Raw genomic sequence first — 26,501 nt, forward strand, 5'->3', positions numbered from 1 at the left:
TAGTCCTGCTTGATCGCTCAAGGTTTTTTCTTGTCTTCTACTGTGCTCACGCCCCGCAAACGCAAGGCGTAACCATCTTTGTGGCGCAAATCGGCCCCCACCAGCGACACTGGTGTTCGTCCATACCTCGCCGTTACTTGCGACAAAGTTTTAAAAAACATCTGCAATTGAGCGCCCAACTCCGCTTGCGTGCCTCGCCCCAGCTCCATCAAAGCACCGGTTTTGGTCAGCACCCGCCAGCTGCCTCGCGGCGTCAATTCCAATTGTTCAATGTCCATGTCCACGGCCTGATAAAGAGGCTTCAAGTAGCGGTACATCCTCATGACGTCGACCGACTGACCTTGCGGGCCTTTCATGCGCGGCAGGTGCTCGACATCCACGTCATCCAATTCGGCTTCAAAAACCTGGTCTTGTTGATTGACCATGGTGGAGGCCCCTTCCTCACCCCACAAAGCCATGGGATGGTGCTCCTGCAAAACAGCACGCAGACGATTGGGAAAGTCGCGGTGAACCACAGCCGAACGGACCCATGGCACAGACTCAAAGGCCTGACGTGCGACATCCAGATCGAGTGTGAAAAAGTTGCCATTCAGTCGAGGCATCACATTGGCCTTGAAGGTCACTGCATTGTTGCGGCTGACTTCACCCTGCACACTGATTGAATCGATGGCAAACACCGAATGTCGCAGCAAACCCCATGCCCCAGCGCCCAACGCCAACAACACGACCCCCACCACCAGCAAATTGGCGGTGAAGTTCATGAGCCGGACGTCCATCGGCAAAGGCATGGCTTTTTTCACCCGCGCACCTCCTGATGGTCCAACGCTGCAGTGGCCAGCAACTGGGCGCACAGCGCCTCATAGCTGATGCCTGCGGCACGGGCCGACATGGGCACCAACGAATGGCCGGTCATGCCCGGCGAGGTGTTGATTTCCAGCAAATAAGGCTGACGGGTTTGGCCATCGATCATCACGTCGATGCGGCCCCAGCCGCGGCAGCCGAGCACCTGGTAAGCCTTGACCACCAGCGCCTCGATGGCGGCTTCCTCGGCAGCGGGCAAACCACTGGGCACGAGGTACTGGGTGTCGTCGGTGAAGTATTTGTTCTGGTAGTCGTAATTGCCTTCTGGCGCCACGATGCGGATCACCGGCAAGGCCTTGGCGGATTCGCCTGCGCCCAGCACCGGGCAGGTGACTTCGTCACCCACAATGCATTGCTCGCACAAGATGTCGGCATCGCATTGCGCGGCCTGGGTCAATGCGGCGGGCAACTCGTCGGCGCGGGTGACCTTGGTCACGCCAATCGAGGAGCCTTCGCGTGCTGGCTTGACGATCATGGGCAAACCCAAGGCAGCGATCAATTTTTCAGCCGAAACGCTGGCCAATTGTTCGCGGTGCACCAGTTCATAACGCGGTGTGGGCAGGCCCTCGGCGATCCAGACACGCTTGGTCATGGTCTTGTCCATCGCGATGCTGGAAGCCATCACGCCGGAGCCGGTGTAAGGGATGCCCAGCAACTCCAGCGCGCCTTGCACAGTACCGTCTTCGCCATAACGACCATGCAAAGCAATGAAGCACAGGTCAAAGCCCTCGCGCTTGAGCTCACTGAGGTCGCGCTCGGCGGGATCAAACGCATGCGCCTGCACACCCGAAGCCTGCAAGGCTTGGAGCACGCCCTGACCGGACATCAAAGACACCTCGCGCTCAGCGGAACGTCCGCCCATCAGCACAGCCACTTTTCCCAATTTTGAAGTGCTCATGCAGCACCTCCCATCTCTACAACTTTGGCAGGCACGGCACCGATGGTGCCCGCACCCATGCAAATCACCACATCGCCATCACGTGCGTTGGTCAACACCGCTTGAGGCATCTCGATGATGTCATCGACAAACACCGGCTCCACCTTGCCCGCCACGCGCAAAGCACGTGCCAAGGACCGGCCATCGGCGGCCACAATTGGCGCTTCACCGGCGGCATAGACCTCGGACAACAAAACGGCATCGGCGCCATTGCCAATGACTTTGACAAAGTCTTCAAAACAATCACGCGTGCGGCTGTAGCGGTGGGGCTGGAAGGCCAAGACCAAGCGGCGACCAGCAAATGCCCCTCGGGCGGCCGCCAAAGTCGCGGCCATCTCCACGGGGTGGTGACCGTAGTCGTCGATCAAGGTGAATTGCCCTTGCCCATCGGCGGTGCGCACCTGGCCATAGCGTTGGAAACGGCGGCCCACACCTTTGAAACCAGCCAGGGCACGCTGCACAGCAGCATCGTCCACGCCCAACTCGACGGCCACGGCCACGGCCGCCAGCGCGTTGAGCACATTGTGTTTGCCCGGCAGATTCAGCACGATGGGCATATCGGCCATGACCACGCCGTTGCGGCGCTGCACGGTGAAATGCATCTGGCCGTCCACGGCGCGCACATCCACAGCGCGCACTTGCGCGCCTTCGTTCAAACCATAGGTGGTAACCGGACGCGCGATGTCATTCAGGATGGTCTGCACACCTGGATCGTCGGCACACATGATGGCCGTACCGTAAAAAGGCATGCGGTGCAGAAAGTCCACAAAGGCGGCTTTCAAGCGGGCCAAATCGTGGCCATAGGTTTCCATGTGGTCGGCATCGATGTTGGTCACCACCGCCATCACCGGCAGCAGGTTCAGGAAAGACGCATCCGACTCGTCGGCCTCGACCACGATGTAGTCACCGGTGCCCAGCTTGGCATTGGCGCCTGCGCTGTTCAGACGGCCACCGATCACGAAGGTCGGGTCCAGCCCGGCTTCGGCCAGCACGCTGGCGACCAAACTGGTGGTGGTGGTTTTGCCGTGTGTACCGGCAATGGCCACGCCTTGCTTCATGCGCATCAACTCGGCCAGCATCACCGCACGCGGCACGATCGGGATGTGGCGCTCGCGCGCGGCCAGCACTTCGGGGTTGTCCGCCTTGACGGCGGTAGAGGTGACCACGGCATCGGCATCGCGCACGTTGTCGGCGCTGTGACCCACATGCGTCTGGATGCCCAGGCCAGCCAGACGGCGCAAGGTGGCGCTGTCCGACAGGTCAGAGCCCGAAATGGCATAACCCAAATTGAGCAACACCTCGGCAATGCCGCTCATGCCTGAGCCGCCAATGCCGATGAAATGAATTTTTCGAATGGCGTGTTTCATGCTGCCAACTCCTCACAAGCCATCACAACCTCCCGAGTTGCATTTGTTTTTTTCTGTTCATGGGCTTTTTGGGCGCAAGCCAACAACTGGCTGCGGTCCAGATTTTTCAAACGTGCCGCCAAGGACTCTGCCGTCAATTCGGACTGCTGCACCAGCCAACCACCACCTTGCTCGACCAAGAACCGCGCATTGGTGGTCTGGTGGTCATCCACCGCGAAGGGGAAGGGCACAAACAAGGCCGCCACACCGACCGCAGCCAATTCGGTCACGGTGCTGGCGCCTGCACGGCAGATCACCAGATCGGCCTGGGCAAAAGCCGTAGCGGTGTCGTCGATGAAAGGGGTCAACTCGGCGTGCACGCCAGCGGCCAGGTAATTGGCGCGCAGTGCATCAATCTGTTTGGCGCCGCTTTGGTGGATGACCTGCGGACGCTGTGCTTCAGGGATCAGGGCCATCGCTTGCGGCACGATGTCATTGAGCGCCTTGGCGCCCAGACTGCCGCCGACAACCAGCACGCGCAATGGACCGCTGCGGCCAGCAAAGCGCTCTGCCGGGGTGGCTTGTTGCGTGAAAGCCTGGCGCAGGGGGTTGCCCACCCATTGGCCGGTTTTGAAAACTTGCGGGAAAGCGGTGAACACCCGATCAGCCACTTGGGCCAAGACCTTGTTGGCCATACCGGCCACCGAATTTTGCTCATGCAAGACCACGGGTTTGCCGCACAGGCTGGCCATCATGCCGCCTGGAAAGGTGATGTAACCGCCCAAGCCCAGCACCACATCGGGCTGGACGCGGCGCACCACCTGCAGGCTCTGCCAGAAAGCCTTGAGCAAACGCAGCGGTAACAGCGCCAGGGTTTTCAGACCCTTGCCACGCACCCCGCCAAAATCGATGGATTCGAACGCAAAACCGCGTGGCGGCACGAGCTGGCTTTCCATGCTGTTCGGTGCGCCCAACCAGTGCACGCGCCAACCGGCTTCGCGCAAGGCTTCGGCCACAGCCAAGCCGGGGAAGATGTGTCCTCCGGTGCCACCGGCCATGACCAATGCGCATTTCTGTTGGTGTTCGGTCATGACCGACCTCCGCGCATCATTTGTTTGTTCTCGGCATCGATGCGCAAGACGATGGCAATCGCCACCAAGTTCATCATGATGGCCGAGCCGCCGTAACTCATCAGCGGCAGTGTCAAACCTTTGGTGGGCAAAGCGCCCAAGTTCACGCCCATGTTGATGAAGGCCTGAAAACCAATCCAGATGCCCACACCTTGTGCCACCAAGCCCGAAAACACTTTGTCCAGCGCAATGGATTGGCGGCCAATCACCATGATGCGACGGGCCAGCCACAGGAACATGAAAATGACCAAGGTCACACCGACCAAACCGAACTCTTCGCCAATCACAGCCAGCAAAAAGTCGGTGTGGGCTTCCGGCAGCCAATGCAGTTTTTCAACGCTGCCGCCCAGCCCCACCCCCCAGACTTCGCCTCGGCCAATCGCGATCAGAGAGTGCGACAGCTGGTAGCCCTTGCCCAAAGCGTGCTCGGCACTGAAGGGATCGAGGTAAGCAAAAATGCGCTCGCGCCGCCAAGGCGATGCAGCGATCATGACCACAAACGCCCCGACCAGCACCGCAAAAATCAGGAAGAACATGCGGGCATTAACGCCCCCCAGGAACAGAATACCCATGGCGATGATGGCGATCACCATGAAGGCACCCATGTCAGGTTCAGCCAGCAAAAACACACCGGCCAGTGCGACGGCCGCACCCATGGGCCATACCGCACGGAAGAAATGCTCTTTCACCTCCATCTTGCGCACCATGTAATCGGCCGCATAGATGATGGTCGCCAACTTGGCCAATTCGGATGGCTGGAAGTTCGTGATACCCAACGAAATCCAGCGGCGGGCTCCATTGACGCCTTTGCCGATGTAGGGGATGAGCACCAGCGCCAACAGCACCAGTGCCAAAACGAACATGGGGCGGGCTAATTTTTCCCAAGTTTCCATGGGCACCTGGAAGGCCAACAAAGCCACCGCACAACCCATGACCAAAGAGACAATGTGCCGCGTCAAAAAATGCGTCTGCGCATAACGCGCAAAGCGCGGGTTATCGGGCATGGCGATGGAGGCCGAATACACCATGACCATGCCCCACATCAGCAATGCCACGACCACCCAGACCAAGGCCTGGTCCACACCCTGCAAACGAGCTGCCGAACCGGGTGACTGGCGGGCAAATTCATAGCCGCCCAGATTCACTGGCAAGCCCTGTGCTGCGGCCACCTCGGCCTTGGCTTGGCCGCCTGTGAACTGGCCAGCCAAGCGCACAAAGCTGCCGCGCACGGTTTGCATGAGGCCTTGGCTTTCGCTCACAGCGCGCCCTCCATGCTGGCACCGGCCGCTTCCGCCAGATCGGCGACAGCCTGCACAAACACACGTGCACGGTGCTCGTAGTCCTTGAACATGTCAAAACTGGCGCAGGCTGGCGACATCAAAACCGCATCACCACTTTGTGCCAAGGCGGTGGCCTTTTCCACCGCTGCCGCCATGTGAGCGGCATCCTCGACGGGCACGTCCACCCCGCTCAAGGCTTCGCGGATCAGCGCAGCATCGCGACCGATCAACACGACGGCACGCGCAAAACGCGACACGGGCTCGGCCAGTGGCGAGAAATCTTGCCCTTTGCCATCACCGCCCAAGACCACCACCACGCGGCGGTCAGCGCCCAGCCCTTGCAAGGCCGCCACAGTGGCCCCCACATTGGTGCCTTTGCTGTCGTCAAAGTATTCCACCTCATTGACCACGGCAATCGGTTCAACGCGGTGTGGCTCGCCACGGTATTCGCGCAAGCCGTACAACATGGGTGCCAAAGAACAACCCGCGCTGCTGGCCAAAGCCAAAGCGGCCAGGGCGTTGACCGCGTTGTGGCGACCGCGAATGCGCAAAGCATCGGCAGGCATGAGGCGCTGAATGTGCAACTCTTCTTCGGCATCCTTGCGGCGACGGCGGGTTTCGTCGGCCTCCAGGGCGCGCACCAGCCAGGTCATGCCGTTCATCACTTCAATGCCAAAGTCACCAGGGCGCTGAGGCATGTCACCGCCAAACGTGAGGCAAGCCCGTTCAATCGGGCGCTGCAACTTGACCTTGATCGGCGCAGGTCGCATGGCCATGACTTGCGCGTCTTCGCGGTTGAGCACCATCAGGCCTTGGTCACCAAAAATGCGGGCCTTGGCCGCCGCATAGGCGGCCATCGAACCATGCCAATCCAGATGGTCTTGCGTGATGTTCAGCACGGTAGCGGCCGTGGGCTCGAAGCCTTCGCTGCTGTCGAGCTGGAAACTCGACAGCTCCAGCACCCAGACTTGCGGCAGGGCCTTGGCCATGGGGTGTACCACAAGGGGGGCGACCACGGGCAGCACGGTGTTGACGCTTTCTTCGGCGTCTGCTTCGGCGCTTTCTTGCTCGTCCTTGTAGGCGTCCTTTTCAGCGTCTTCGTCCACAACGGCTTCAGCATCCACCTCGGCTTCGCCAGCGCTTTGAACATCGGGTGTTTTGACCTGCGTCACGACAGGCGTTGACGATGCTTCTGCCACCGTCTCGCTCACCGCTTGCGCAGCTTCTTGGGCCTCTTGCTCGGCCAGCTCTTGGGCCTGTTGCTCAAGCAAGGCTTGGGCCTCCACCAGCGATTGGGCCAATGTGTCGAGCAATGTGGGACCAATGTTGCCCGCCACCTTGACGGTCTTGCCGGCACGCTCAACCAGTTGGCCTGTCAGCGAGGTCACCGTGGTCTTGCCGTTGGTGCCGGTGATGGCCAGCACCTGCGGGGCATAGCCATATTCATGCTTCAACTCTTGCAGGCCTGCCGCGAACAAGCTCAACTCCCCCCCTTGCCACAGGCCGATCGCCTTGGCGGCATCCACCACAGGGGCCACCGCTTCGGGCGAGAGACCCGGGCTGCGGAACACGGCACGCACAGAGCGGCCTTCCACCAAGCTGGCGGCGAAGGGGCCTGCCACAAAGCGCACGGCTGGCCACTCGGCCTGCAGTGCGGCCAGTTGCGGCGGGGTCTCACGCGTATCGGCCACGGTCACCTCTGCACCGGCGCGGGCGCACCAACGGGCCATTGCCAGGCCCGAAGCACCCAAACCGAGAATCAGAACGTGTTGACCGTGGAGCTGTTGCATGGCTTACCTCAGCTTCAGGGTCGACAAACCGACCAAACACAGCAGCATGGTGATGATCCAGAAACGCACAACGACCTGCGTTTCTTTCCAGCCGCTCTTTTCAAAGTGGTGGTGCAAAGGCGCCATCTTCAAGATGCGGCGGCCTTCACCGTATTTCTTTTTGGTGTACTTGAAGTAGGCCACCTGGGCCATGACCGACAAGGCCTCGACCACAAAGATGCCCCCCATGATGGACAGCACGATTTCCTGGCGCACGATCACCGCAATAGTGCCCAATGCGGCCCCCAAGGCCAGCGCGCCCACATCGCCCATGAACACTTGTGCAGGGTGGGTGTTGAACCACAAGAAAGCCAAACCGGCACCGGCCATGGCCGCGCAGAAAATCATCAGTTCACCCGAACCCGGAATGTGCGGCAAAAACAGGTACTTGGAATACACCGAACTGCCGGTCACATACGCAAACACGCCCAGCGCCGAGCCCACCATGACCACCGGCATGATGGCCAGGCCATCCAAACCATCGGTCAGGTTGACCGCGTTGCTGGCGCCCACGATGACCAGGTAGGTCAGGATCACAAAACCGAACACGCCCAGCGGATAGCTCACTTCCTTGAAAAAGGGCACCATCAAACCGGCTTTGGGTGGCAGGTTCACATCAAACCCGGACATGACCCATTTGGCAAAGAGGTCCAGCACGCGCAGGTTGGAACTTTCGGAAATGCTGAACACCAAGTACAACGCGGCCAAAAGGCCGATCACCGATTGCCAGAAATATTTTTCGCGTGAACGCATGCCTTCGGGGTCTTTGTTGACGACCTTGCGCCAGTCATCGACCCAGCCGATCGCACCAAAACCCAAAGTCACGATCAACACGATCCAGACAAAGCGGTTGGACAGGTCAAACCACAGCAAGGTCGACACAGCGATCGACAGCAAGATCAAGACGCCGCCCATGGTCGGCGTGCCGCTTTTGGCCAAGTGCGACTGCATGGCATACCCACGGATCGGTTGACCGATCTTGAGCGCGGTCAGGCGACGGATCACAAAAGGACCTGCACCCAAACCGATCAGCAAAGCGGTCAAAGCCGCCATCACCGCGCGGAAGGTGATGTATTGGAATACGCGCAAAAAGCCCCACTCCGGAGACAAAGTTTGCAACCATTGCGCCAGACTAAGCAGCATGGGCCTCCCCTTTTTTGTTGTTGATGTTTGTCGCTTGCTGAACCAATGCTTCCACCACCTGCTCCATCTTCATGAAGCGCGAGCCCTTGATGACGATGCTCTGGAAGTCCATCGCTTGCGCCAACACGGCTTCGCGCAGCGAGGCCATGCTTTCAAAATGACGGGCTGGGCCATAGGCCTTGGCCGCATCGATGCACAACTCGCCCAAGGTGTACAAGGCTTCAATGCCACGCTCAGCGGCATAAGCGCCGACTTCGGCGTGGAACTGCGGACCCTGGTCGCCCACCTCGCCCATGTCACCGAGCACCATCAGCCGTGGACCAGGCAACTCGGCCAGCACGTCGATCGCTGCACGTACCGAATCGGGATTGGCGTTGTAGGTATCGTCCACCAAGGACAGCACCCGTTCGCCCTGCTGAATCATCAAGGCGCGTGAACGGCCCTTGACTGGCTCAAAGGCTTGCAGGCCCTGCACCACAGCACCCAAGCTCAAGCCTGCCGACAAAGCACATGCGGCTGCAGCCAATGCATTTTTCACGTTGTGGCGACCAGCGATGTGCAAACGAACAGGCGCAGTGCCCTCGGCTGCCTTCAAGGTGAATTGCCAGGCACCCGCCGTCCAGAGCACGACAGCAGCACTGATTTGGGCATCTTGCAAGGCAAAAGTGCAGCAGGCACGAGGCGCGGCCAATTTCGTCCAAATGTGGGTGTAGGTTTCGTCGGCGGGATAGACCGCTACGCCCTGTGGCGGCAAAGCTTGCAGCACCGCGCCGTTTTCATACGCAACCGCCTCTACCGTGCCCATGTATTCTTGGTGTTCACGCTGGGCGTTGTTCACCAGTGCCACGGTAGGCTTGACAATGCGCGCCAGATAAGCGATCTCGCCGGGGTGGTTCATGCCCAGCTCCACCACGGCGATGCGGTGGTGCGCACGCAGGTTAAGCAAAGTCAGCGGCACGCCAATGTCGTTGTTGAGGTTGCCTTGTGTCGACAAACTGTGCTCAGGCGCATGGGCACGCAAGATCGAAGCGACCATTTGCGTGACCGTGGTTTTGCCATTGCTGCCCGTGATGGCGATCAGGGGCAAGTCGAACTGGGCACGCCAACCGGCTGCCAATTCGCCCAAAGCAATACGTGCATCGGGAACAACGATCGCGCTCAAGCCCTGAGCCAACGCCAAGGCTTCGCCTTGCGGCTCACACAACACCGCTGCAGCGCCTTGCGCCTTGGCTTGGTCGATGAACTGGTTGGCATCAAATTTTTCGCCACGCAAGGCCACAAACAAATCACCGGATCGCAGTGTTCGGGTGTCGGTGTGGACACGGTCCATCACCAGATGAGCATCCCCCACGCAACGGGCGTTGCTCAGCCAACTGTGTGCTTGCTGCAAAGACAGATTCATCGCGCTCATGCCTTGCACTCCTTCGCGGCAAGGGGCAAACAGGCGACACGTCGCTGCAAAGCTTGCTCTATATGCTCGACATCCGAGAAGGGCTGCCGAACACCTTGGATTTCCTGGTAGGTCTCATGGCCTTTACCTGCCACCAGAACCACGTCTTCGTTCTGAGCTTGGCCCATCACCCAGGCGATGGCTTGCGCACGGTCCACCAAACAGGTGGCCTGATCAGCCTGCTTCAAGCCTTGTGCCATCGCCGCCAAGATGGCCTCGGGCGACTCCGTGCGTGGGTTGTCGCTGGTCAGCACCACATGATCTGCGCCCGCTTGAGCGGCGGCCGCCATCAGAGGGCGTTTGCCGGGATCGCGGTCACCGCCACAACCGAGGACGCACCACAAACGACCACCGCGTTGATCTGCCAAAGTGCGCAAAGCGCTCAAGGCTTTCTCAACGGCATCCGGTGTGTGGGCGTAATCGACCACCGACAAGGGCGCGTCGGTTTTGAGTGCCGCCACGCGCTGCATGCGTCCTGGCACCGCCGTCAGATAGCTGCAGGCTTGTACGGCTTCTTGCAAGGAATGACCCAGCGCACACACCGTCGCGATAACACCCAACAAATTGTCAATGTTGTAGTCACCAATCAGGCCCGTCTGCAGCGTGAGCGTCTGACCTGCCAAGCTGACCTCGAAAGAAAGACCTTCATTGCTTGGCAATGGACGAGCCTGCAAGCGAGCAGCACCTTGGCGAGAACAAGTCCAGACATCCAGACCGCGTGCCTGCAATTGCTGGGCCAAACGAGCCCCTTGAGGATCGTCCACATTGAGGACGGCAACTTGCAGACCTGGCCAGTTGAACAGTGCCTCCTTGGCCGCCCAATAGGCATCCATGCTGCCGTGGTAATCCAGGTGGTCTTGGGTGAAATTGGTGAAAACCGCCACGCGGATGCGTACGCCATCCAAGCGGTGCTCCGCCAAACCGATCGAAGAGGCTTCGATCGCGCAATGCGTCAGTCCAGCATCGGCAAACTCGCGCAATTGCCGCTGCAGCACCACCGGATCGGGGGTCGTCATGCCCGTGCTCACCAACTGAGGCAATTGCCCCACACCCAAAGTACCGATCAAACCGCAAGTGCTTTTCAGAACTGGCGAAGACAGTGCTTGGGCGAGCCACCATGCGGTCGATGTTTTGCCGTTGGTTCCTGTAACCGCCAAAACAGAAATATCGTCGCTGGGATTCTCGTAATAGGCATCGGCCAACCAACCCGTCTGAGCTTTGAGGCTGGACATGCTGGCCATGCGCTCGAACTTATGCTGCGTCTGGTCTTGTTCGCTCAAGGACTGCCATGGCTCGCTGCCTTCCAGAGCAAGGATGCAGGCATGTGCGCCCTGCCGCAAAGCCGATGCCAAATACAGGCGCCCATCGGTTGCCGCACCAGGCCAGGCGATGAATGCATCACCGGGCTGCACCAAACGGCTGTCGGTGCGCAATTCACCGGTCACGCGTTGACGCAACCAGCGTGCTGCATCCAAGGGTGTCATAAGGGTCTTCATCAGAAAGACTCCTCCACCGCATTGCTGACAATTTGTGGCTTGACCGCCATATCAGGTTGCACACCCATCAAACGCAGGGTTTGCTGCACCGTCTGACTGAACACTGGTGCGGCCACATCGCCACCGAAATAACGGCCATTGGTGGGCTCATCGATCATGACTGCCACAACGATGCGTGGCGCCTCAATGGGCGCCATGCCGACGAAAAAGCCACGGTATTTTTTGCCCGCGTAGCCCTTGCCTTCTTGCTTGTGTGCAGTGCCGGTTTTACCCCCCACCGAATAGCCCATGGTTTGGGCTTTTTGCGCCGTTCCGCCAGGGCCGGCAGCCATTTGCAACATCTTGCGCATGGCTTTGGCATTTTCACTGCTGATCACCCGTGCACCCTGTACTTGACCGTTCGCTTTCATCAAGGTGGCAGGTACCACCTCGCCATCTCGGGCAAACACGGTGTAAGCCCTTGCCACCTGGAACAAACTGGCCGAAATGCCATAGCCGTAGCTCATGGTGGCTTGCTCAATGGGGCGCCATGTTTTGTAGGGCCGCAAACGGCCACTGACCACACCGGGAAACGGCAATTGCGGTTTTTGACCATAGCCCACCTGGGTGAACATTTCCCACATTTCGCGAGGTTGCATCTGCATCGCCATCTTGACGGTGCCAACGTTGCTCGACTTCTGAATCACTTCATTGACCGTCAGCACGCCATGGGGGTGGGCGTCTGTGATGGTCGAGCCCGTGATGGTGATTCGCCCCGGCGCTGTCTGAATGGGGGTTTCCGGTTTGACCAAGCCTTTTTCAAGCGCCAGCGCTACGGCAAAAGGCTTCATCGTCGAGCCAGGCTCGAATGTGTCGGTCAGCGCCCGGTTGCGCAATTGCTCACCACTCAAATTGACCCGCTTATCGGGCGAATAACTGGGGTAATTGGCGAGCGCCAAAATTTCACCGGTTTGCGCATCCAACACGACCACGCTGCCAGCCTTGGCCTTGTTGTCCACCACAGCCTCACGCAGTTTTTGGTAGGCAAAGAACTGGACTTTACTGTCCACGCTCAACTGCAGATCCATGCCGTCTTCGGGAGGAATGGTCTCCCCCACCGATTCCACTACACGGCCCAAACGGTCCTTGATCACACGACGCGAACCTGGCTTGCCGGCGAGCTGCTTTTGAAAAACTAACTCCACACCTTCCTGGCCTTGGTCTTCCACATTGGTAAAGCCCACGATGTGGGCTGCAGCTTCACCTTCAGGGTACAAACGCTTGTACTCCCGGATGTCGTAAACGCCCTTGATGTTCAAGGCCAAAATTTCCTTGACCACCGGCTCATCCATTTGGCGTCGTAGCCAGACAAACGTCTTTTCTTCGTCCTTGAGTTTTTTGTCCAGCTCTGCAGCACTCATCTGCAACAGGCGAGCCAACTCACGCAGCTTGACCGGATCGCGTTCAATGTCTTCGGGACTGGCCCAGACACTGGGTGCAGGCACGCTCGAAGCGAGCAACATGCCATTGCGATCGAGCACGCGTCCACGGTTTGCAGGCAAACTCAAGGTGCGAGCAAAACGCACCTCACCTTGGCGAAGAAAAAAGTCATTGGCAATCACCTGCACATAAGCCGCGCGCGCCACCAAGCCCAAGAAGCCCAAAGCGATCGCAGCCACGATGAATTTGCTGCGCCAAACTGGCGTCTTGCTGGCCAATAAGGGGCTGGAGCTCAACTGCACGCTGCGGTTGCTCATGGGTGAGCCTCCCGGGAAGGTGCAGCCACAGGGGTGACAGGCGCAGACGCTTTACCCGACAAACTCACGTATTGCGTGATGGCAGGCGTTGCCGTTTTCATTTGCAGTTGCTGACGCGCGATATTTTCCACACGCAAAGGCGTGGCCTGAGCTCTGCGCTCGACCAGCAAACGATCCCGCTCGATCTCAAGGCGGTGCGCATCCTTGCGCGCAGATTCCATCGCCATGAACAAACGTCGCGATTCGTACTGGCTGTGCACCAAAACCAAGGCACTGGCAAGCACAGTCAAAACCAAAAGCACATTGAGTCGCGTCATGCAGGCACCTCCGTGCGCTCAGCAATGCGCATGATGGCACTGCGAGAGCGAGGGTTGCCCGCCACTTCATCGGCCGTGGGCTTGACGCGGCCCAGTGCATTCAGGCGCATCTGCACAGGCGCAGCAAACGGCACGCGGCGGTCCACCACCTCTTTGGAATGCTTGGCCATGAACTGTTTGACGATGCGGTCTTCCAGCGAGTGGAAGCTGATCACCACCAGACGCGCGCCGGGCTTGAGCACACGCAAACTGGCTTCTAGCGCTTGTTCGAGCTCTTCAAGCTCGGCATTGATGAAAATCCGAAAAGCCTGAAATGTCCGCGTTGCAGGGTCCTTGCCCGGCTCGCGGGTTTTGACCGTGTCAGCCACGAGCTGGGCCAAATCGGTGGTGGTTGAAATTGGGCCCCGCTCTTGTCGGCGAGCCACAAGCGCCTTTGCAATCTGAAAAGCAAACCGTTCTTCGCCATAGTCACGTATCACCTCCGTGATTTGATCCACTGAAGCCGTTGCCAGCCACTCGGCCACGCTCTCGCCGCGCGTGGTATCCATGCGCATGTCCAAAGGGCCAGCAAAACGAAAAGAAAAACCCCTCTCGGGGCTGTCGATCTGGGGTGAGCTGACACCCAAATCCATCAGCACACCATCGACACTGCCCTCGGCCAAGTCACTCAAGTTGGCAAAGCCTTCGTGCCGAATAGAAAAACGAGGATCTTCTATGCGACCCGCCTCAGCAATCGCTTCCAGATCCTTGTCAAAAGCTTGTAAACGGCCTTGCGCCGACAAGCGAGACAAGATCAAACGGGAATGACCACCGCGGCCAAATGTCGCATCGACATAAGCACCGTTTTCACCCGCACTGGCCAGCAGCAAAGCATCAACCGCCTCTTGCAAAAGTACGGTGATGTGAGCAGGCTTGGTCTCGGTCATGGACATCAGAACGAAAAGTCCTTGAACACATCGGGCATCTCGCCCTGCATGGCTTGGGCTTCTTGGGCATCGTAGGTGGCTTTGTCCCACAACTCGAAGTGGTTACCCATACCCAAAAGCATGGTGTCCTTGGAAATACCGGCAGCTTGGCGCAACTCGGGCGAGATCAGCACACGGCCTGTGCCATCCATCTCCACATCCATGGCATTGCCCAGAAAAATACGCTTCCACCACTGGGCCGACATGGGCAGCTGAGCGATGCGCTCACGGAATTTTTCCCACTCGTTGCGAGGAAAAACCATCAGGCACCCATGGGGGTGCTTGGTGATGGTCAAGTGGCCCTGTGCCATCGCGCTCAAGACGTCACGGTGCCGGGTCGGCACAGACAGCCGCCCCTTGGCATCCAGACTCAGCGATGAAGCCCCTTGAAACACGTGAATGACCTTTTTCAGTTGCAAACCGCAATCGGAGGCACTTTTCCCCACTTAATTGCACTTTTTTGCACTGTATCAGGAAATCCACCCACTACAAGGTGTCTTTGTAGATTTTTTTCAATGAAATCAACAGCTTAGCTCGCAAATTAGAAGCCAACAAAGGGTAAATTTCTTTCAAAATTAGGCACTTACAAGGGTCAATGAAAGTGATGTCTAAAGGAATTAAAAATTGTAAAAATTGCCAACGAGAACTTGAAAATCATAAAAATCAAATTCGCCATATTCCATCAGGCATAAAAAAACCCCTCGAAAGGGGTTCTTGCAGAACGCGAGCCGAAGCATCAATCTCCGAACATCTTCTGCTTGAGTTCACGGCGCTGCTGCGCCTCCAAGGACAAGGTGGCCGTGGGACGGGCCAGCAAACGGCCCACACCAATGGCTTCGCCGGTCTCATCGCAAAAACCGTAATCACCCGCATCAATGCGGATGATGGATTGCTCGATCTTCTTGAGCAATTTGCGCTCACGATCTCGTGTACGCAATTCCAAGGCGTGTTCCTCCTCGATCGTCGCACGGTCTGCGGGATCGGGCACCACCACTGTGTCTTCACGCAGATGCTCGGTGGTCTCGCCAGCACTGTTGAGAATGTCTTGCTTGAGCAAAACCAACTTGCGACGGAAGTAAGCCATCTGCACATCGTTCATGTACTCGGCATCGGACATGGCGATGATTTCGGCATCGCTGAGCTCCTCAAGCTTCTTGGTCTTCCAATTGTTGGCCAACTTGGCGTCTTTTTTGATCGGGGTAAACGACGGCGCCACAGGCGCAGGTGCGCTGGGCAAGAAACTGGCTTTGGCCGCTGTAGAGGCCACGGCTTGCGGCAATGAAGGCACGGTGATTTGGGCCAAACGGGCAGAAGGACGTGCAGCACGCACAGGCTGATCGGGGGAAGTGGCCACAGGAGCTGGCACAACAGGAGCCTTGACAGGCTCCGCTTTGGTAACGGGCATAGGTTTCGCTTGAGAAACTGCATCGGCCTTTTTAGCGGACGGTACAGGGGCAGCCTTCGCCTTGGTGGCGGGACTGGATTTGGTGGCGACAACCGCTTTGGGAGAAGCGGCAGGCACCACCGGTTTCGTTTTGACTGCAGCCACTTTGGGGGCTACAGCCGCTTTTTTGCCAGTCAAAGTCTTGGCAGGTTTTTTTGCTGGCACAGCTTTAACAGGGGCTTTTGCTACCACTTTGGGCGCCGCTTTTGTTGGCGTCTTGGCAGCTGACTTGGAGACTTTGGCGGTCACGGCCACTTTGGCCTTGACAGGAGCTTTCGCCGGGGCCTTGGGCTTGACAGTCACTTTGACCTTGGCAGCGGCCTTCACAGGTGCCGACTTGGCTTTGACCGGCGCTGCTTTTTTAGCTGCTGCGACAGGTTTTTGGGCCTTGGCCGGGGTCTTCTTTTGAGCCACTTTGGCTGCTGGTTTCTTCGAGGTCTTCACGCCTTGTCTCCTGGCCGTGTTGAAGGGCAAGTCAAGCAAGGCCTGCACAAGGCAAATCCATTACCCAACCCGTACATGTACATCTCAAACCCTTGTTATAGACCTTCTGGGGTTCGCACGCCCCTCCAAAAGAGGGTGCCGTCAGGGCGGCGATTGTAGCGACAAGAAAGCGCAAAAAACGCCAACATGCGGATTAAAGACAAGTTCGCTCGCAAAGCGCAGAACGGGTGCTGCGCCGAACAGCCTCAAATCAGGCACTGATCCAGGCCCTGCAACAAAATATCCTTGGGCAAATCGATGCCAATGAATACCATCTTGCTCAATTTTGGCTCGCTCTCAGCCCACATCGGGCCCAGATCGCTGCCCATGAGTTGGTGCACGCCTTGGAAAATGACTTTGCGCTCGGTGCCGCGCATGTTCAGCACCCCTTTGTAGCGCAGCATGCGGGGGCCGTAGATGTTGACGATGGCGCCCAGGAAATCTTCCAGCTTAGCCGGATCAAAGGCCCGCTCAGAGCGGAACACAAAACTCTTCACGTCATCGTCATGGTGATGGTGGTGACCATGGCCGTGGCTGTTTTCATGGTCATGTGAAGGGTGGTCGCAATGCTCACCGTGTTCATGTTCATGCTGGCGCGAGGGGTGATCGCAATGCTCGCCATGGACATGGTCGTGCTCTTCTTCACTCAGGAAATCAGGGTCGATGTCCAGCTTGGCGTTCAGGTTGAAGCCCTTGAGGTCAAAGACCTCACTCAAAGCCACCTCACCAAAATGCACCACCTTTTGCGGTGCACGCGGGTTCATGTGCTTGAGGCGGTGCTGCAAAGCGTCCAAGTCTTGGGGCGAGACCAAGTCGGCCTTGCTGATGAAAATTTGGTCGGCAAAGCCCACCTGGCGACGCGCTTCCTGGCGGTCATTGAGTTGCTGCGCCGCGTGCTTGGCGTCTACCAGCGTCAAGATGGAGTCGAGCAAAAAAGTCTCGGCGATCTCATCGTCCATGAAAAAGGTCTGCGCCACCGGGCCAGGATCGGCCAGGCCGGTGGTCTCGATCACGATGCGGTCAAACGTCAGCAGGCCCTTGCGGCGCTTGGCGGCCAACAATTGCAGCGTGGCCCGCAGGTCTTCCCGGATGGTGCAGCAAATACAGCCATTGCTCATCTGGATGATCTGCTCGTTGGTGTCAGACACCAGGATGTCGTTGTCGATGTTTTCCTCACCGAACTCGTTCTCGATCACGGCAATCTTTTGGCCATGCGCTTCGGTCAGCACGCGCTTGAGCAAGGTGGTTTTTCCTGAGCCCAAAAAGCCGGTCAAGATGGTTGCAGGAATAAGTGCCATGAAATGCTCCGAGAAAAGGTCGACAACAAGAGGTGGGGAGTTTAGCGATGAATACCGCTCTGGCTGTCATGCCGGACTTGATCCGGCATCCAGGCTGTTGGTTTGTGCACGATGGACCCCCGGTCTTCGCCCGGGGTGACAGGCAAAGCGAAGACGCGGCCAGAGGTACACAGGCCATGCAAGTGCGGGCCAACTGCGGCTTTACTTGCGCACCACCACCAACCCTTTGAGGTATTCCCCCTCGGGGAAATTGATCGTCATCGGGTGATCGGGTGCGCCTTGCAGGCGTTCGCTGATGTAACCGTCCACGCCCGCATCGGTCCCGGCCGAGGCCACGATCTTGTGGAACAGGTCGGCGCTGATGCCGCCTGAGCAGGAATAGGTGAACAGCTCGCCGCCCGGCGCCAGCAGCTTGAAAGCCAAGCGGTTGATGTCCTTGTAGGCGCGGGCTGCGCGATCCGCGTGCGCCGCTGTGGGAGCGAACTTCGGGGGATCGAGCACGATGGCGTCAAAGGTTTCGCCCGCTTCGATGAATGCACGCAGGCTGGCGTTCACGTCGGCGTCCATGAAGGTGGCACGGGACTCGTCAAAGCCGTTCAAGCGCACATGGGCGCGGGCACGCTCGAGTGCCGGGCCAGAAGAATCAATCGAGGTCACATGCCCTGCCCCACCGGCCAGCGCCGCCACGGTGAAGCCGCCGGTGTAGCAATAGCAATTGAGCACCTTGCCAAATTGGCGGTGGCGGGTGTGCTGGGCAAAGCGGTGGCGGCTGTCCCGCTGGTCCAGATAAAAACCCGTCTTGTGGCCGGTGGCGATGTCCAGCGTCAGCTGCCAGTCGTGTTCGCGGATGGTGATCTCGGTGGGGCCTTCGCCGCGCAGCCAGCCGGTGACTTCGGGCAAGCCTTCGAGGCTGCGCACGTTGGCATCGGATCGTTCATACAGACGCGAGAGGCCTGTGATTTTGAGCAAGGCATCGGCAATCACCTGCTTGAATCGCTCGGTGCCGCAGCTGGTGAACTGGGCCACCAGCGTGTCGGCGTAGCGGTCCACGATCAGGCCCGGCAAACCGTCCGACTCGCCATGCACCAGGCGCACGCCGTCGCTTTGGATGTCAAACCACTGGCGGGCGGCCACGGCCTGGGCGATGCGCGCCTCGATGAAGGCCGCGTCGATGCGCTGGGCTTCGTCAAAACTCCAGACACGCGCCCGGATGCGCGAGCTGGGGCTGAACGATGCCCAGCCCAGAAACTGGCCGGCGTGCGATTCCACACGCACTGTCTCACCAGGGTCACCGCCGCCTTTGGCAATGGCAGAGTCAAACACCCAGGGGTGGCGGCGCAGCAAGGAACGTTCTTTGCCGTCTTTGAGTCGAATGGTTTTCATGGGGGCTATTGTCGGGCACTGTCCCGCTCCAGCGCGGCAGGGCTTTCGCCGTCATGGCCGCGTCGCTGCGCTCCCTGCAACGACGGGTTCAAACTTTATTTGCGCTTGGCCCGAGGATGCGCCGCGTCGTAGGCCTTGGCCAGATGCTGAAAGTCCAGCCGCGTGTAGACCTGCGTGGTGGTGATGTTGGCGTGCCCCAACAACTCTTGCACCGCCCGCAAGTCGCCGCTGGACTGCAGCACATGGCTGGCAAAGGAGTGGCGCAGCATGTGCGGGTGCACCGGCGTGGCCAAACCTGCGAGCTGGCTGCGGCGCTTGAGGCGCAGCTCCACAGAGCGGGCCGTCAAGCGCGTACCACGGTGCCCCGGAAAGAGCGCCAGCGATGCGGGCGACGCGCCCGGCGTGGCCTGTGTCAACATGCCCGGCACCTGCGTGCGCACCGCCAACCAATGCGTCAGCGCCTCGATGGCAGCACTGCCCAGCGGCACACTGCGGCGCTTGCCGCCTTTGCCCTGCACTTGCACCTCGGCGTTTTGCACATCGATCCAGCCGCGCCCGGCACGGCTGGCATCGGCACTGGGCAGCACATCCAGGCCGGTCAGCTCGGCCACCCGCAAGCCACAACCGTAAAGCAACTCGACCATGGCCGCATCGCGCGCCTCCAACCAGGGATCGTCATCGTTTTCTTCGTGCTCGGCCAATTGCACCGCCTCGTCCACACCCAAAGCTTTGGGCAAAGGCTTGGCCACACGAGGTGCCCGCACGTCCACCACGGGGTTGTGGCCAATCAGCCCTTCACGCCCGAGCCAAGTGTAAAAACCACGCCAGCCCGACAAGATGAGGGCAATGCCCCGCCCCGTGCGGCCCGCGCTGTGCATCTGCGCCACCCAGCGGCGGATGTGCCCGGTCTGCACCTGCAGCAAAGGCACTTGCGATGCCTCGGACATGTCGGCCAGGCGGATCAGATCGAGCCGGTACAGGGTGCAGGTGCGCTCGGCCAATCGCTTTTCAAAACGCACGTGGTCCAGGTAGCGGGTCACCAGCGGGTCGGTTGGAGGCTCCGTTGAAGATGGATTGCCGCGCTTCGCTTGCCATGACAGATCCTCGGGCTTGGCTCGCTCTGAAGGGGCTCCGGTCGTCGCTCGCGATGACAGACCCTCCAGACGGGCTGGCCAGGGCAAGACCACGTCTTCAACTTGCCAGGGCGCGTCAGCGGTGGGCTTTGCCATGCAAGCGCTTTCGCGTCAGGCGCGCAACACCGACAAAGCGGCCCCAGCCAGCTCGGCCAGGCGCTCGAGCAGATCGGTGCCCATCTGGCTGTTGAAACGCTGGGCATCGGGCGAGGCCAGCACCAGCAAACCAAACGGCGCCTGGCCCGGTGCTGCGCGCAAAGCCAGCAAGGCCAGCGAGGCGGCCTGGGCAGGTTCGGCCAACCATTGCACCGCTTCGTAACCGGTGTTGGGGCCCACGTAAGGCGTGTCCAGTGATGCGGCCAATTCTTGCACCGCCTCGGTCACGCCCTGCGCATAGGGGGCCTGGCTGTGCGCTGCGTCCAGCGACCACAAACGCAAAGCCAATTGCGGCACCTGAAACAGCTCGCGGATGTTCTCCAGCGCCGACTCCGCCCGATGCTCGGGCTGCGCCACCAGCAAGTCGCAGGACCAACGGTGCAGCTTGTCGGTCAGGATCATGTTCTCGTTGCCGTGCCGGATCATGTCCATGATGCGGTGCTCCAGCCCCTTGATCTTGTCGCGCAGCATCTGCGCTTGGCGCTCTTGCAGGCCCACGGCACGGTGGCTTTGCGGGTGCGTCAATTGCACCGTGGCCAGCAGCGAGGCATGGCGCTCAAAAAAGTCCGGCGTGTTCACCAGATAGTCGGCGATGTCGTCTTCTGTGATCGGGCTCATGGGTTCAGGCGTGGTCATGTTCTTGTCTCCAGAAATTCAGGAAAGGGTGTCGGGCACATCGATGTCGCCATCAAAGACCGGTGTGGCGGGACCGGTCATCATGACCTTACTGTCGGCCTGGCCGGCCCATTCGATGGTCAGCACACCGCCATGGGTCTGCACATCGACACGGCTGTCCAACCACCCCTGTCGAATGCCCGCGACCACGGCCGCACAAGCGCCAGTGCCGCAAGCCAGGGTCTCGCCCGAGCCGCGCTCGAACACGCGCAGTTTGATCTGGCTGCGCGAGACGATCTGCATGAAGCCCGCGTTCACCCGCTTGGGGAAGGCCGGGTGGTGTTCAATCAGCGGGCCCTGGGCCAGCACCGGGAAGGCATCCACATCGTCCACACGTTGCACCGCATGCGGATTGCCCATGGAAACGACAGCCACCCGGGCCATGCCCTGCTCGCCCAGCGCCAGGTCAAACACCGGCCAGCCATTGACCTGGTCGCTGATCAGGCCGATGGGGTTAAACGGCACGCGCTCCCAATCGAACACGGGCGCGCCCATGTTCACCGTCACGCGGCCATCGGGGTTCATGGAGAGCTCGATCTCGCCTTGCTGGACTTTCACGCGCACGGTGGTTTTGTCGGTCAGGCCTTTGTCGCGCACATAGCGCACAAAGCAGCGGGCGCCGTTGCCGCAATGCTCCACCTCGCCGCCATCGGCGTTGTGGATCACGTATTCAAAGTCCAACCCGGGTCCAGGCGAAGGCCGCACCGTCAAAATTTGGTCGGCGCCCACGCCAAAGTGGCGGTCGGCCAAAAAACGGTACTGGGCGGCGTTCAAGCCCAGGCGACCACGGGTCTCGTCGAGCACGACAAAATCGTTGCCGGCCCCTTGCATCTTGGTAAAGCGGATGTGCATGGCCGCAATTATCGCCCGTGGTCAACACGGGAACGACAGCCCAAGGACGATGCGCCCCTGATAATGGGGCATGGCACGCACATCCCAACTCCTGCACCCCCAACGTGAACCTGCGCCCCTGCGCCCAGCCGCCACCGTGCTGCTGCTGCGCGACGGGCCGCAAGGCATCGAGGTCTTGATGACCCGCCGCTCCATGACCGCCAGCTTTGCGCCCGGCGCCTATGTCTTCCCGGGCGGCGGCGTCGATGCGGCAGACGCACAGGCCCACAGCCTGTCCACCCGCCGCCCCAAGCAAAGCGACTTGCACCTGACACAAGCCATTGCCGCGATCCGCGAAAGCTTTGAAGAGCTGGGCATCTTGTTCGCCCGCCATGCCGATGGGCGCTGGGCCGACAACACGGACATTGCCCACATCGACCGCAAAGCCCCATTTGCCACGCAATGCCAGGCCAAGGGCTTGAGCTTGGCCGCCGACCAGGTGTTTGTGCTGGCCCACTGGATCACCGACCGCGACCTGCCGCGCCGCTTTGATGTGCCCTTTTTGGTGGCCCGCATGCCCGAAGGCCAAACCCCGGTGGCCGACGAGGCCGAGCAGTTCGAGCCGGTCTGGGTGCGCCCGGTCGATGCGCTGACGCGCCACGAAGCGGGTCAGTTTTTCATCATCTTTCCGACCATCCGCACGCTGGAGCGCCTCAAGGCCTTTGCCAAAGTGGACGACGTGCTGCAAGCCTGCGCCGTCAACGACGAACCGCTGTGGACCAGCTGCCCCCGTGCTGGCTGGCTGGCAGGCAACGAAGCGCGCTACATGGAGCACGAGCCGCCTTTTGGAGAGCTGGCCCTGGTCAGCCCCGACGGTCAGATCCAGCACCACCTGGACTGGCAAACCGACCAAGCGGTGCCCCTGCTCAAAAACCTGCAGCGGCTGACTGCCCCCAACCCCGGCGTGATGACCGGCCCCGGCACCAACAGCTATTTGGTGGGCGATCCGAACACGGGCTACATCGCCATCGACCCAGGCCCGGCCGACGACAAGCACCTGCAGCGACTGTGGCGTGCCGCAGGTGGGCAGATCAAAGCGATTGTCTGCACCCACTCACACCCGGACCACTCCCCTGGCGCGGCCCCACTGCAAGCGTTGTGCACGAACAAGCCGCCCATTTTGGGGCTGGCCTCCAAACCCACGGCACGCGCCAACAGCCGCTTCACACCCGAGCGAGAACTGGCCGATGGCGAAAAACTGGTCTTGCAAGGCATTGGCGTGGAAGGCGCGATCACCCACACCCTGCGCGTGGTGCACACCCCCGGCCATGCCGCCAACCACCTGTGCCTGGTGCTCGAAGAAGACGGCCTGTTGTTCTCGGGCGACCACGTGCTCAACGGCAGCACCACCGTGATCGACCCGCCCGACGGCCACATGGGCGACTATTTGGACTCGCTGGACAAATTGGCTGCGGCCTGCGAGGCGGGTGGCATCGAATTCATCTTGCCCGCGCACGGCCATGTGCTGGGTTTTGCCCACCAGGCCATCACGCACTTGAAGGCGCACCGCTTGAAGCGCGAGGCCAAAATCGCCGCCGCCATGCAGGCCCTGCCCCATGGCAGCCTGCAGGAATGGGTCGAAAAAGCCTACGACAACGTGCCGCCTCGCCTGTGGCCGGTGGCGGCGCGCTCCCTGCAAGCGCATGTGGACCACATCCGCGAACAAGCCCTGTCTTGATTCGCTTTGAGCATTTTTGAAAGCATCGATGATTTCCTCTGAAGAAGGCATTCGCCTGGCCAAACGCGTGGCCGCCGAGCAAAACTGCTCGCGCCGCGAAGCCGAAGCGCTGATCGTGGCCGGTGGCGTGCAGGTGGCGGGCAAAGTGGTCACCGACCCGGCCCGGCGTGTAAAAGCAGAACAGGCTGTTCAGGTGAACCGCATGGTGTCGATGGCCGCGCTGGCGCCCCTGACCTTGGTGTTGTTCAAACCCGCGCACCGGGTGCCCAATCTGGCTTGGCTGCAAGACACGGTGGGCCTCAAAGCCCCACAGCCTGGGCTGTGGGGTGCCGAGCGTTTGGCCAAAATGCAAATGCCCTTGCCCCTGGCCAAGCCGGCCAGCGGCCTGTGTATTTTTTCGGACGATGTCGGTGTGTTGCGCCACCTGGAAGACCGCCGCAGCCCGATGGAGCAGGAATGGATGGCCACCGTGGGCGGTGAAGTGCCCGAAAGCCTGATCAAGGCCCTGAACGGACCGGGGATCCGCGCCAGCATCAACCGCCAAACCGACAGCGTGACCGTGCTGCGCATCGCTGGCAAGGACATTGACGGCCTGGACCTGGGCCGCTGGCTGGACGAGCAATGCCCTCTGCAAGACCTGCGCCGCCAGCGTGTGGGCCGCTTGAGCCTGGCGCCACTGGAGCCAGGACAATGGCGGCAACTCGAGGGCTACGAGCGGTTTTAAGAGGGACCGCTTGATTTCCGACAAATTGACACAGGATTTACCCTTGAATTGCCACGGGCTATCCCAATATATTGTGTCTGTCTGAGAAAATCAGTCATCTGTTGCCTGTGCATATCCCGCAGTCAGGCAACGCAGAAGGCCCAGAAAGCCTTCTTTACGCAGAAAGGAACACACCATGCGTTTGAGCACCAAAAGCCGTTTTGCGGTGACCGCCATGATCGACGTGGCGCTTCGCGAAGACCGCGGCCCCGTGTCTTTGGCCGCGATCAGCGTGCGCCACCAAATTTCACTGTCCTACCTGGAGCAGCTCTTCAGCAAGCTGCGCCAGCAGGCCCTGGTCGAGAGCACCCGTGGCCCTGGCGGCGGTTACTCGCTGGCCCGCAGCGCCGAAAAAATCACCATGGCCGACATCGTTGGCGCAGTCGACGCCCCGTCTGAAGAAGAACTGGCCGCTGAAGGCGGCTGGATGAGCAGCGATTTGTGGGCCAGCCTCAACGACAAAATGCTGAGCCACCTCAAGTCGATCAGCCTGCGCCAGCTGGTGGCCGAGCAACGCGCCAAAGGCGTTGCTGTAGAGCCCGCGCCACAACCCCTTGTCAAGCGCGGCGTGTTCGCCAAGCCCAAAAGCACCTTGAAGATCACGGCCCCCAACTCGGTGTTTGCCTTGGCCGGCACCTTGATGCCTTCCCGCGGCTGAGTCTTTTTCAGGCGCCCACAAAAAAACCCGCCTCGGCGGGTTTTTTGTTGTCTGAAAAAAGTGTGAAGCTCGCCGATAAGCCGGATTCTGTGCACAGCGGTTGCCCGCTGCGTGACCGCCATTACTCTGGGCCGGGGGTTGCCCACCCGGCTCGATGCTACCTACCCGCCAACTCTGCGGAACCACATCAACGCTGGCCTACTTGGTATTGCTGCGCGTAGAGATTGCCCGTTTCACCCGAACCGGGTTGCCCCGGTCCGACTCGTCTCTGTTGCTCTGATCCTCACCTCACGGTGGAGAGGAGTTACCTCCTACGCTGTCCTGTGCAGTCCGGACGTTCCTCCAGTGCCTCCTTTCGGAGATTGCACCAGCGGCGGTCTGGCGAGCTTCACCGTTGGATTATCGCCTGTGGGCATAAGCTCATGCCGCAAAAGGTCTGAACTTTCACGCACAATGATTTTTTCAGCGTTTTTCACACGGAGACCTCACATGAAAGCCAGCAACATCCTCGCCACCATCGGCAACACCCCCCATGTGCGCATCAACCGCCTGTTTGGCGCGGGCGCCAATGTCTGGATCAAGTCCGAGCGCAGCAACCCAGGCGGCTCGGTCAAGGACCGCATCGCGCTGGCCATGGTCGAAGACGCCGAAAAAAGCGGCGCACTGAAAGCCGGCGGCACCATCATCGAGCCCACCTCGGGCAACACCGGCATTGGCCTGGCCATGGTGGCGGCCGTCAAGGGTTACCAACTGGTGCTGGTCATGCCCGACAGCATGAGCATCGAGCGCCGCCGCCTGATGCTGGCCTATGGCGCCACATTTGACCTGACACCTCGCGAAAAAGGCATGAAGGGCGCGATCGCCCGCGCCGAAGAACTGGTGGCCAGCACCTCCGGCGCCTGGATGCCCCAGCAGTTTGAAAACCCCGCCAACATCGATGTGCACGTGCGCACCACGGCGCAAGAGATCCTGGCCGACTTTCCCGATGGCATCGACGCCCTCATCACCGGCGTGGGCACAGGCGGGCACCTGACCGGGACAGCCCGGGTGCTGAAAGCCAAGTTCCCGAACCTCAAGGTGTTTGCCGTCGAGCCTGCGGCTTCGCCCGTGATCTCCGGCGGCGCGCCGGCACCCCACCCGATCCAGGGCATTGGCGCGGGCTTCATCCCCAAGAACCTCGACACCAGCTTGCTGGACGGCGTGATCCAGGTCGACGCCGAAGTCGCCCGTGAATACGCCCGCCGCTCGGCCCGCGAAGAAGGCATGCTGGTGGGCATTTCGTCAGGCGCCACCTTGGCGGCGATTGCGCAAAAACTGCCCGAGCTGCCTGCAGGCGCGACGGTGCTCGGCTTCAACTACGACACGGGTGAGCGCTATTTGTCGATCGAAGGCTTCTTGCCTGCTTGAGTGGTCCAGCACCGACACGTCAACATCTCAACCGCCAGACTT

Annotated in this window: 23 protein-coding genes and 1 other RNA gene; 4 read left to right on the top strand and 20 right to left on the bottom strand. The window is 60.2% G+C overall.

What is annotated here, in order from left to right:
• Positions 1 to 17: 17 nt before the first annotated feature.
• The 19 genes from B9Z43_RS08580 to dapF form a co-directional block, all read right to left on the bottom strand.
• Positions 18 to 800, bottom strand: a complete 783-nt coding sequence (locus B9Z43_RS08580; RefSeq protein WP_108324410.1) for a cell division protein FtsQ/DivIB — start codon at positions 798 to 800, stop codon at positions 18 to 20.
• The gene (locus B9Z43_RS08585) at positions 797 to 1,759 is read right to left on the bottom strand and encodes a D-alanine--D-alanine ligase (protein WP_108324411.1); all 963 of its coding nucleotides are present in this window, start codon (positions 1,757 to 1,759) and stop codon (positions 797 to 799) included. Before B9Z43_RS08585 ends, B9Z43_RS08580 begins: the two co-directional genes overlap by 4 nt.
• Positions 1,756 to 3,165 carry a UDP-N-acetylmuramate--L-alanine ligase gene (murC, locus tag B9Z43_RS08590; RefSeq protein WP_108324412.1) on the bottom strand — a complete coding sequence of 470 codons (1,410 nt, stop codon included), beginning with the start codon at positions 3,163 to 3,165 and terminating at the stop codon, positions 1,756 to 1,758. Before murC ends, B9Z43_RS08585 begins: the two co-directional genes overlap by 4 nt.
• Positions 3,162 to 4,235 (bottom strand): undecaprenyldiphospho-muramoylpentapeptide beta-N-acetylglucosaminyltransferase, encoded by a 1,074-nt coding sequence (murG, locus tag B9Z43_RS08595; RefSeq protein ID WP_108324413.1) that lies wholly within the window; start codon positions 4,233 to 4,235, stop codon positions 3,162 to 3,164. The genes murC and murG overlap by 4 nt, the downstream gene beginning before the upstream one ends.
• A complete protein-coding gene (gene ftsW / locus B9Z43_RS08600) occupies positions 4,232 to 5,512 on the bottom strand; it encodes a putative lipid II flippase FtsW (RefSeq protein ID WP_108324714.1) in 1,281 nt (426 codons plus the stop codon). Before ftsW ends, murG begins: the two co-directional genes overlap by 4 nt.
• A gap of 17 nt (positions 5,513 to 5,529) precedes the next feature.
• Complete coding sequence (murD, locus tag B9Z43_RS08605) at positions 5,530 to 7,344, bottom strand: UDP-N-acetylmuramoyl-L-alanine--D-glutamate ligase (RefSeq protein ID WP_108324414.1); 1,815 nt, start codon at positions 7,342 to 7,344, stop codon at positions 5,530 to 5,532.
• Between the two features lie 3 nt (positions 7,345 to 7,347).
• Positions 7,348 to 8,526 (bottom strand): phospho-N-acetylmuramoyl-pentapeptide-transferase, encoded by a 1,179-nt coding sequence (gene mraY / locus B9Z43_RS08610; protein ID WP_108324415.1) that lies wholly within the window; start codon positions 8,524 to 8,526, stop codon positions 7,348 to 7,350.
• Positions 8,516 to 9,937 carry a UDP-N-acetylmuramoyl-tripeptide--D-alanyl-D-alanine ligase gene (gene murF / locus B9Z43_RS08615; RefSeq protein ID WP_108324416.1) on the bottom strand — a complete coding sequence of 474 codons (1,422 nt, stop codon included), beginning with the start codon at positions 9,935 to 9,937 and terminating at the stop codon, positions 8,516 to 8,518. The genes mraY and murF overlap by 11 nt, the downstream gene beginning before the upstream one ends.
• On the bottom strand, positions 9,934 to 11,472 hold the full coding sequence (locus B9Z43_RS08620) for a UDP-N-acetylmuramoyl-L-alanyl-D-glutamate--2,6-diaminopimelate ligase (protein WP_108324417.1): 1,539 nt from the start codon (positions 11,470 to 11,472) through the stop codon (positions 9,934 to 9,936). Before B9Z43_RS08620 ends, murF begins: the two co-directional genes overlap by 4 nt.
• A complete protein-coding gene (locus tag B9Z43_RS08625) occupies positions 11,472 to 13,208 on the bottom strand; it encodes a penicillin-binding protein 2 (RefSeq protein WP_108324418.1) in 1,737 nt (578 codons plus the stop codon). The genes B9Z43_RS08620 and B9Z43_RS08625 overlap by 1 nt, the downstream gene beginning before the upstream one ends.
• Positions 13,205 to 13,525, bottom strand: coding sequence for a cell division protein FtsL (gene ftsL, locus B9Z43_RS08630; protein WP_108324419.1), 321 nt, complete (start codon positions 13,523 to 13,525; stop codon positions 13,205 to 13,207). Before ftsL ends, B9Z43_RS08625 begins: the two co-directional genes overlap by 4 nt.
• Positions 13,522 to 14,451 carry a 16S rRNA (cytosine(1402)-N(4))-methyltransferase RsmH gene (gene rsmH / locus B9Z43_RS08635; protein ID WP_108324716.1) on the bottom strand — a complete coding sequence of 310 codons (930 nt, stop codon included), beginning with the start codon at positions 14,449 to 14,451 and terminating at the stop codon, positions 13,522 to 13,524. The genes ftsL and rsmH overlap by 4 nt, the downstream gene beginning before the upstream one ends.
• Before the next feature lie 5 nt (positions 14,452 to 14,456).
• Complete coding sequence (mraZ, locus tag B9Z43_RS08640) at positions 14,457 to 14,885, bottom strand: division/cell wall cluster transcriptional repressor MraZ (protein WP_108324718.1); 429 nt, start codon at positions 14,883 to 14,885, stop codon at positions 14,457 to 14,459.
• Between the two features lie 341 nt (positions 14,886 to 15,226).
• Entirely contained in the window at positions 15,227 to 16,378 is a 1,152-nt protein-coding gene (gene dksA, locus B9Z43_RS17275; protein WP_233249966.1) for an RNA polymerase-binding protein DksA, read from the bottom strand.
• 245 nt (positions 16,379 to 16,623) lie between these two features.
• Entirely contained in the window at positions 16,624 to 17,715 is a 1,092-nt protein-coding gene (locus tag B9Z43_RS08655) for a GTP-binding protein (RefSeq protein WP_108324424.1), read from the bottom strand.
• 201 nt (positions 17,716 to 17,916) lie between these two features.
• Positions 17,917 to 19,098 (bottom strand): class I SAM-dependent rRNA methyltransferase, encoded by a 1,182-nt coding sequence (locus B9Z43_RS08660; protein WP_108324426.1) that lies wholly within the window; start codon positions 19,096 to 19,098, stop codon positions 17,917 to 17,919.
• 95 nt (positions 19,099 to 19,193) lie between these two features.
• Positions 19,194 to 20,327 (bottom strand): tyrosine recombinase XerC, encoded by a 1,134-nt coding sequence (locus B9Z43_RS08665; protein ID WP_199222280.1) that lies wholly within the window; start codon positions 20,325 to 20,327, stop codon positions 19,194 to 19,196.
• A gap of 15 nt (positions 20,328 to 20,342) precedes the next feature.
• Positions 20,343 to 21,023, bottom strand: coding sequence for a DUF484 family protein (locus B9Z43_RS08670; protein ID WP_108324428.1), 681 nt, complete (start codon positions 21,021 to 21,023; stop codon positions 20,343 to 20,345).
• Between the two features lie 18 nt (positions 21,024 to 21,041).
• Positions 21,042 to 21,914, bottom strand: coding sequence for a diaminopimelate epimerase (gene dapF, locus B9Z43_RS08675; RefSeq protein ID WP_108324431.1), 873 nt, complete (start codon positions 21,912 to 21,914; stop codon positions 21,042 to 21,044).
• Between the two features lie 70 nt (positions 21,915 to 21,984).
• Between dapF and B9Z43_RS08680 the strand changes: the two genes are divergently transcribed.
• The 3 genes from B9Z43_RS08680 (at position 21,985) to B9Z43_RS08690 (ending at position 25,052) form a co-directional block, all read left to right on the top strand.
• The gene (locus tag B9Z43_RS08680) at positions 21,985 to 23,631 is read left to right on the top strand and encodes an MBL fold metallo-hydrolase (protein WP_108324433.1); all 1,647 of its coding nucleotides are present in this window, start codon (positions 21,985 to 21,987) and stop codon (positions 23,629 to 23,631) included.
• Between the two features lie 28 nt (positions 23,632 to 23,659).
• Positions 23,660 to 24,355 carry a S4 domain-containing protein gene (locus B9Z43_RS08685; RefSeq protein ID WP_108324435.1) on the top strand — a complete coding sequence of 232 codons (696 nt, stop codon included), beginning with the start codon at positions 23,660 to 23,662 and terminating at the stop codon, positions 24,353 to 24,355.
• A gap of 175 nt (positions 24,356 to 24,530) precedes the next feature.
• Positions 24,531 to 25,052 (top strand): Rrf2 family transcriptional regulator, encoded by a 522-nt coding sequence (locus B9Z43_RS08690; RefSeq protein WP_108324437.1) that lies wholly within the window; start codon positions 24,531 to 24,533, stop codon positions 25,050 to 25,052.
• A 60-nt stretch (positions 25,053 to 25,112) separates the two neighbouring features.
• Here B9Z43_RS08690 and rnpB read toward each other — a convergent pair.
• Positions 25,113 to 25,442, bottom strand: an RNA gene (gene rnpB / locus B9Z43_RS08695) — RNase P RNA component class A.
• Positions 25,443 to 25,541: 99 nt separating this feature from the next.
• Here rnpB and cysK point away from each other — a divergent pair.
• Positions 25,542 to 26,459, top strand: a complete 918-nt coding sequence (cysK, locus tag B9Z43_RS08700; protein WP_108324439.1) for a cysteine synthase A — start codon at positions 25,542 to 25,544, stop codon at positions 26,457 to 26,459.
• The last annotated feature ends 42 nt before the right edge of the window (positions 26,460 to 26,501 follow it).

The sequence above is a fragment of the Limnohabitans sp. MMS-10A-192 genome (assembly GCF_003063335.1).
Taxonomy (GTDB): Bacteria; Pseudomonadota; Gammaproteobacteria; order Burkholderiales; family Burkholderiaceae_C; genus Limnohabitans_A.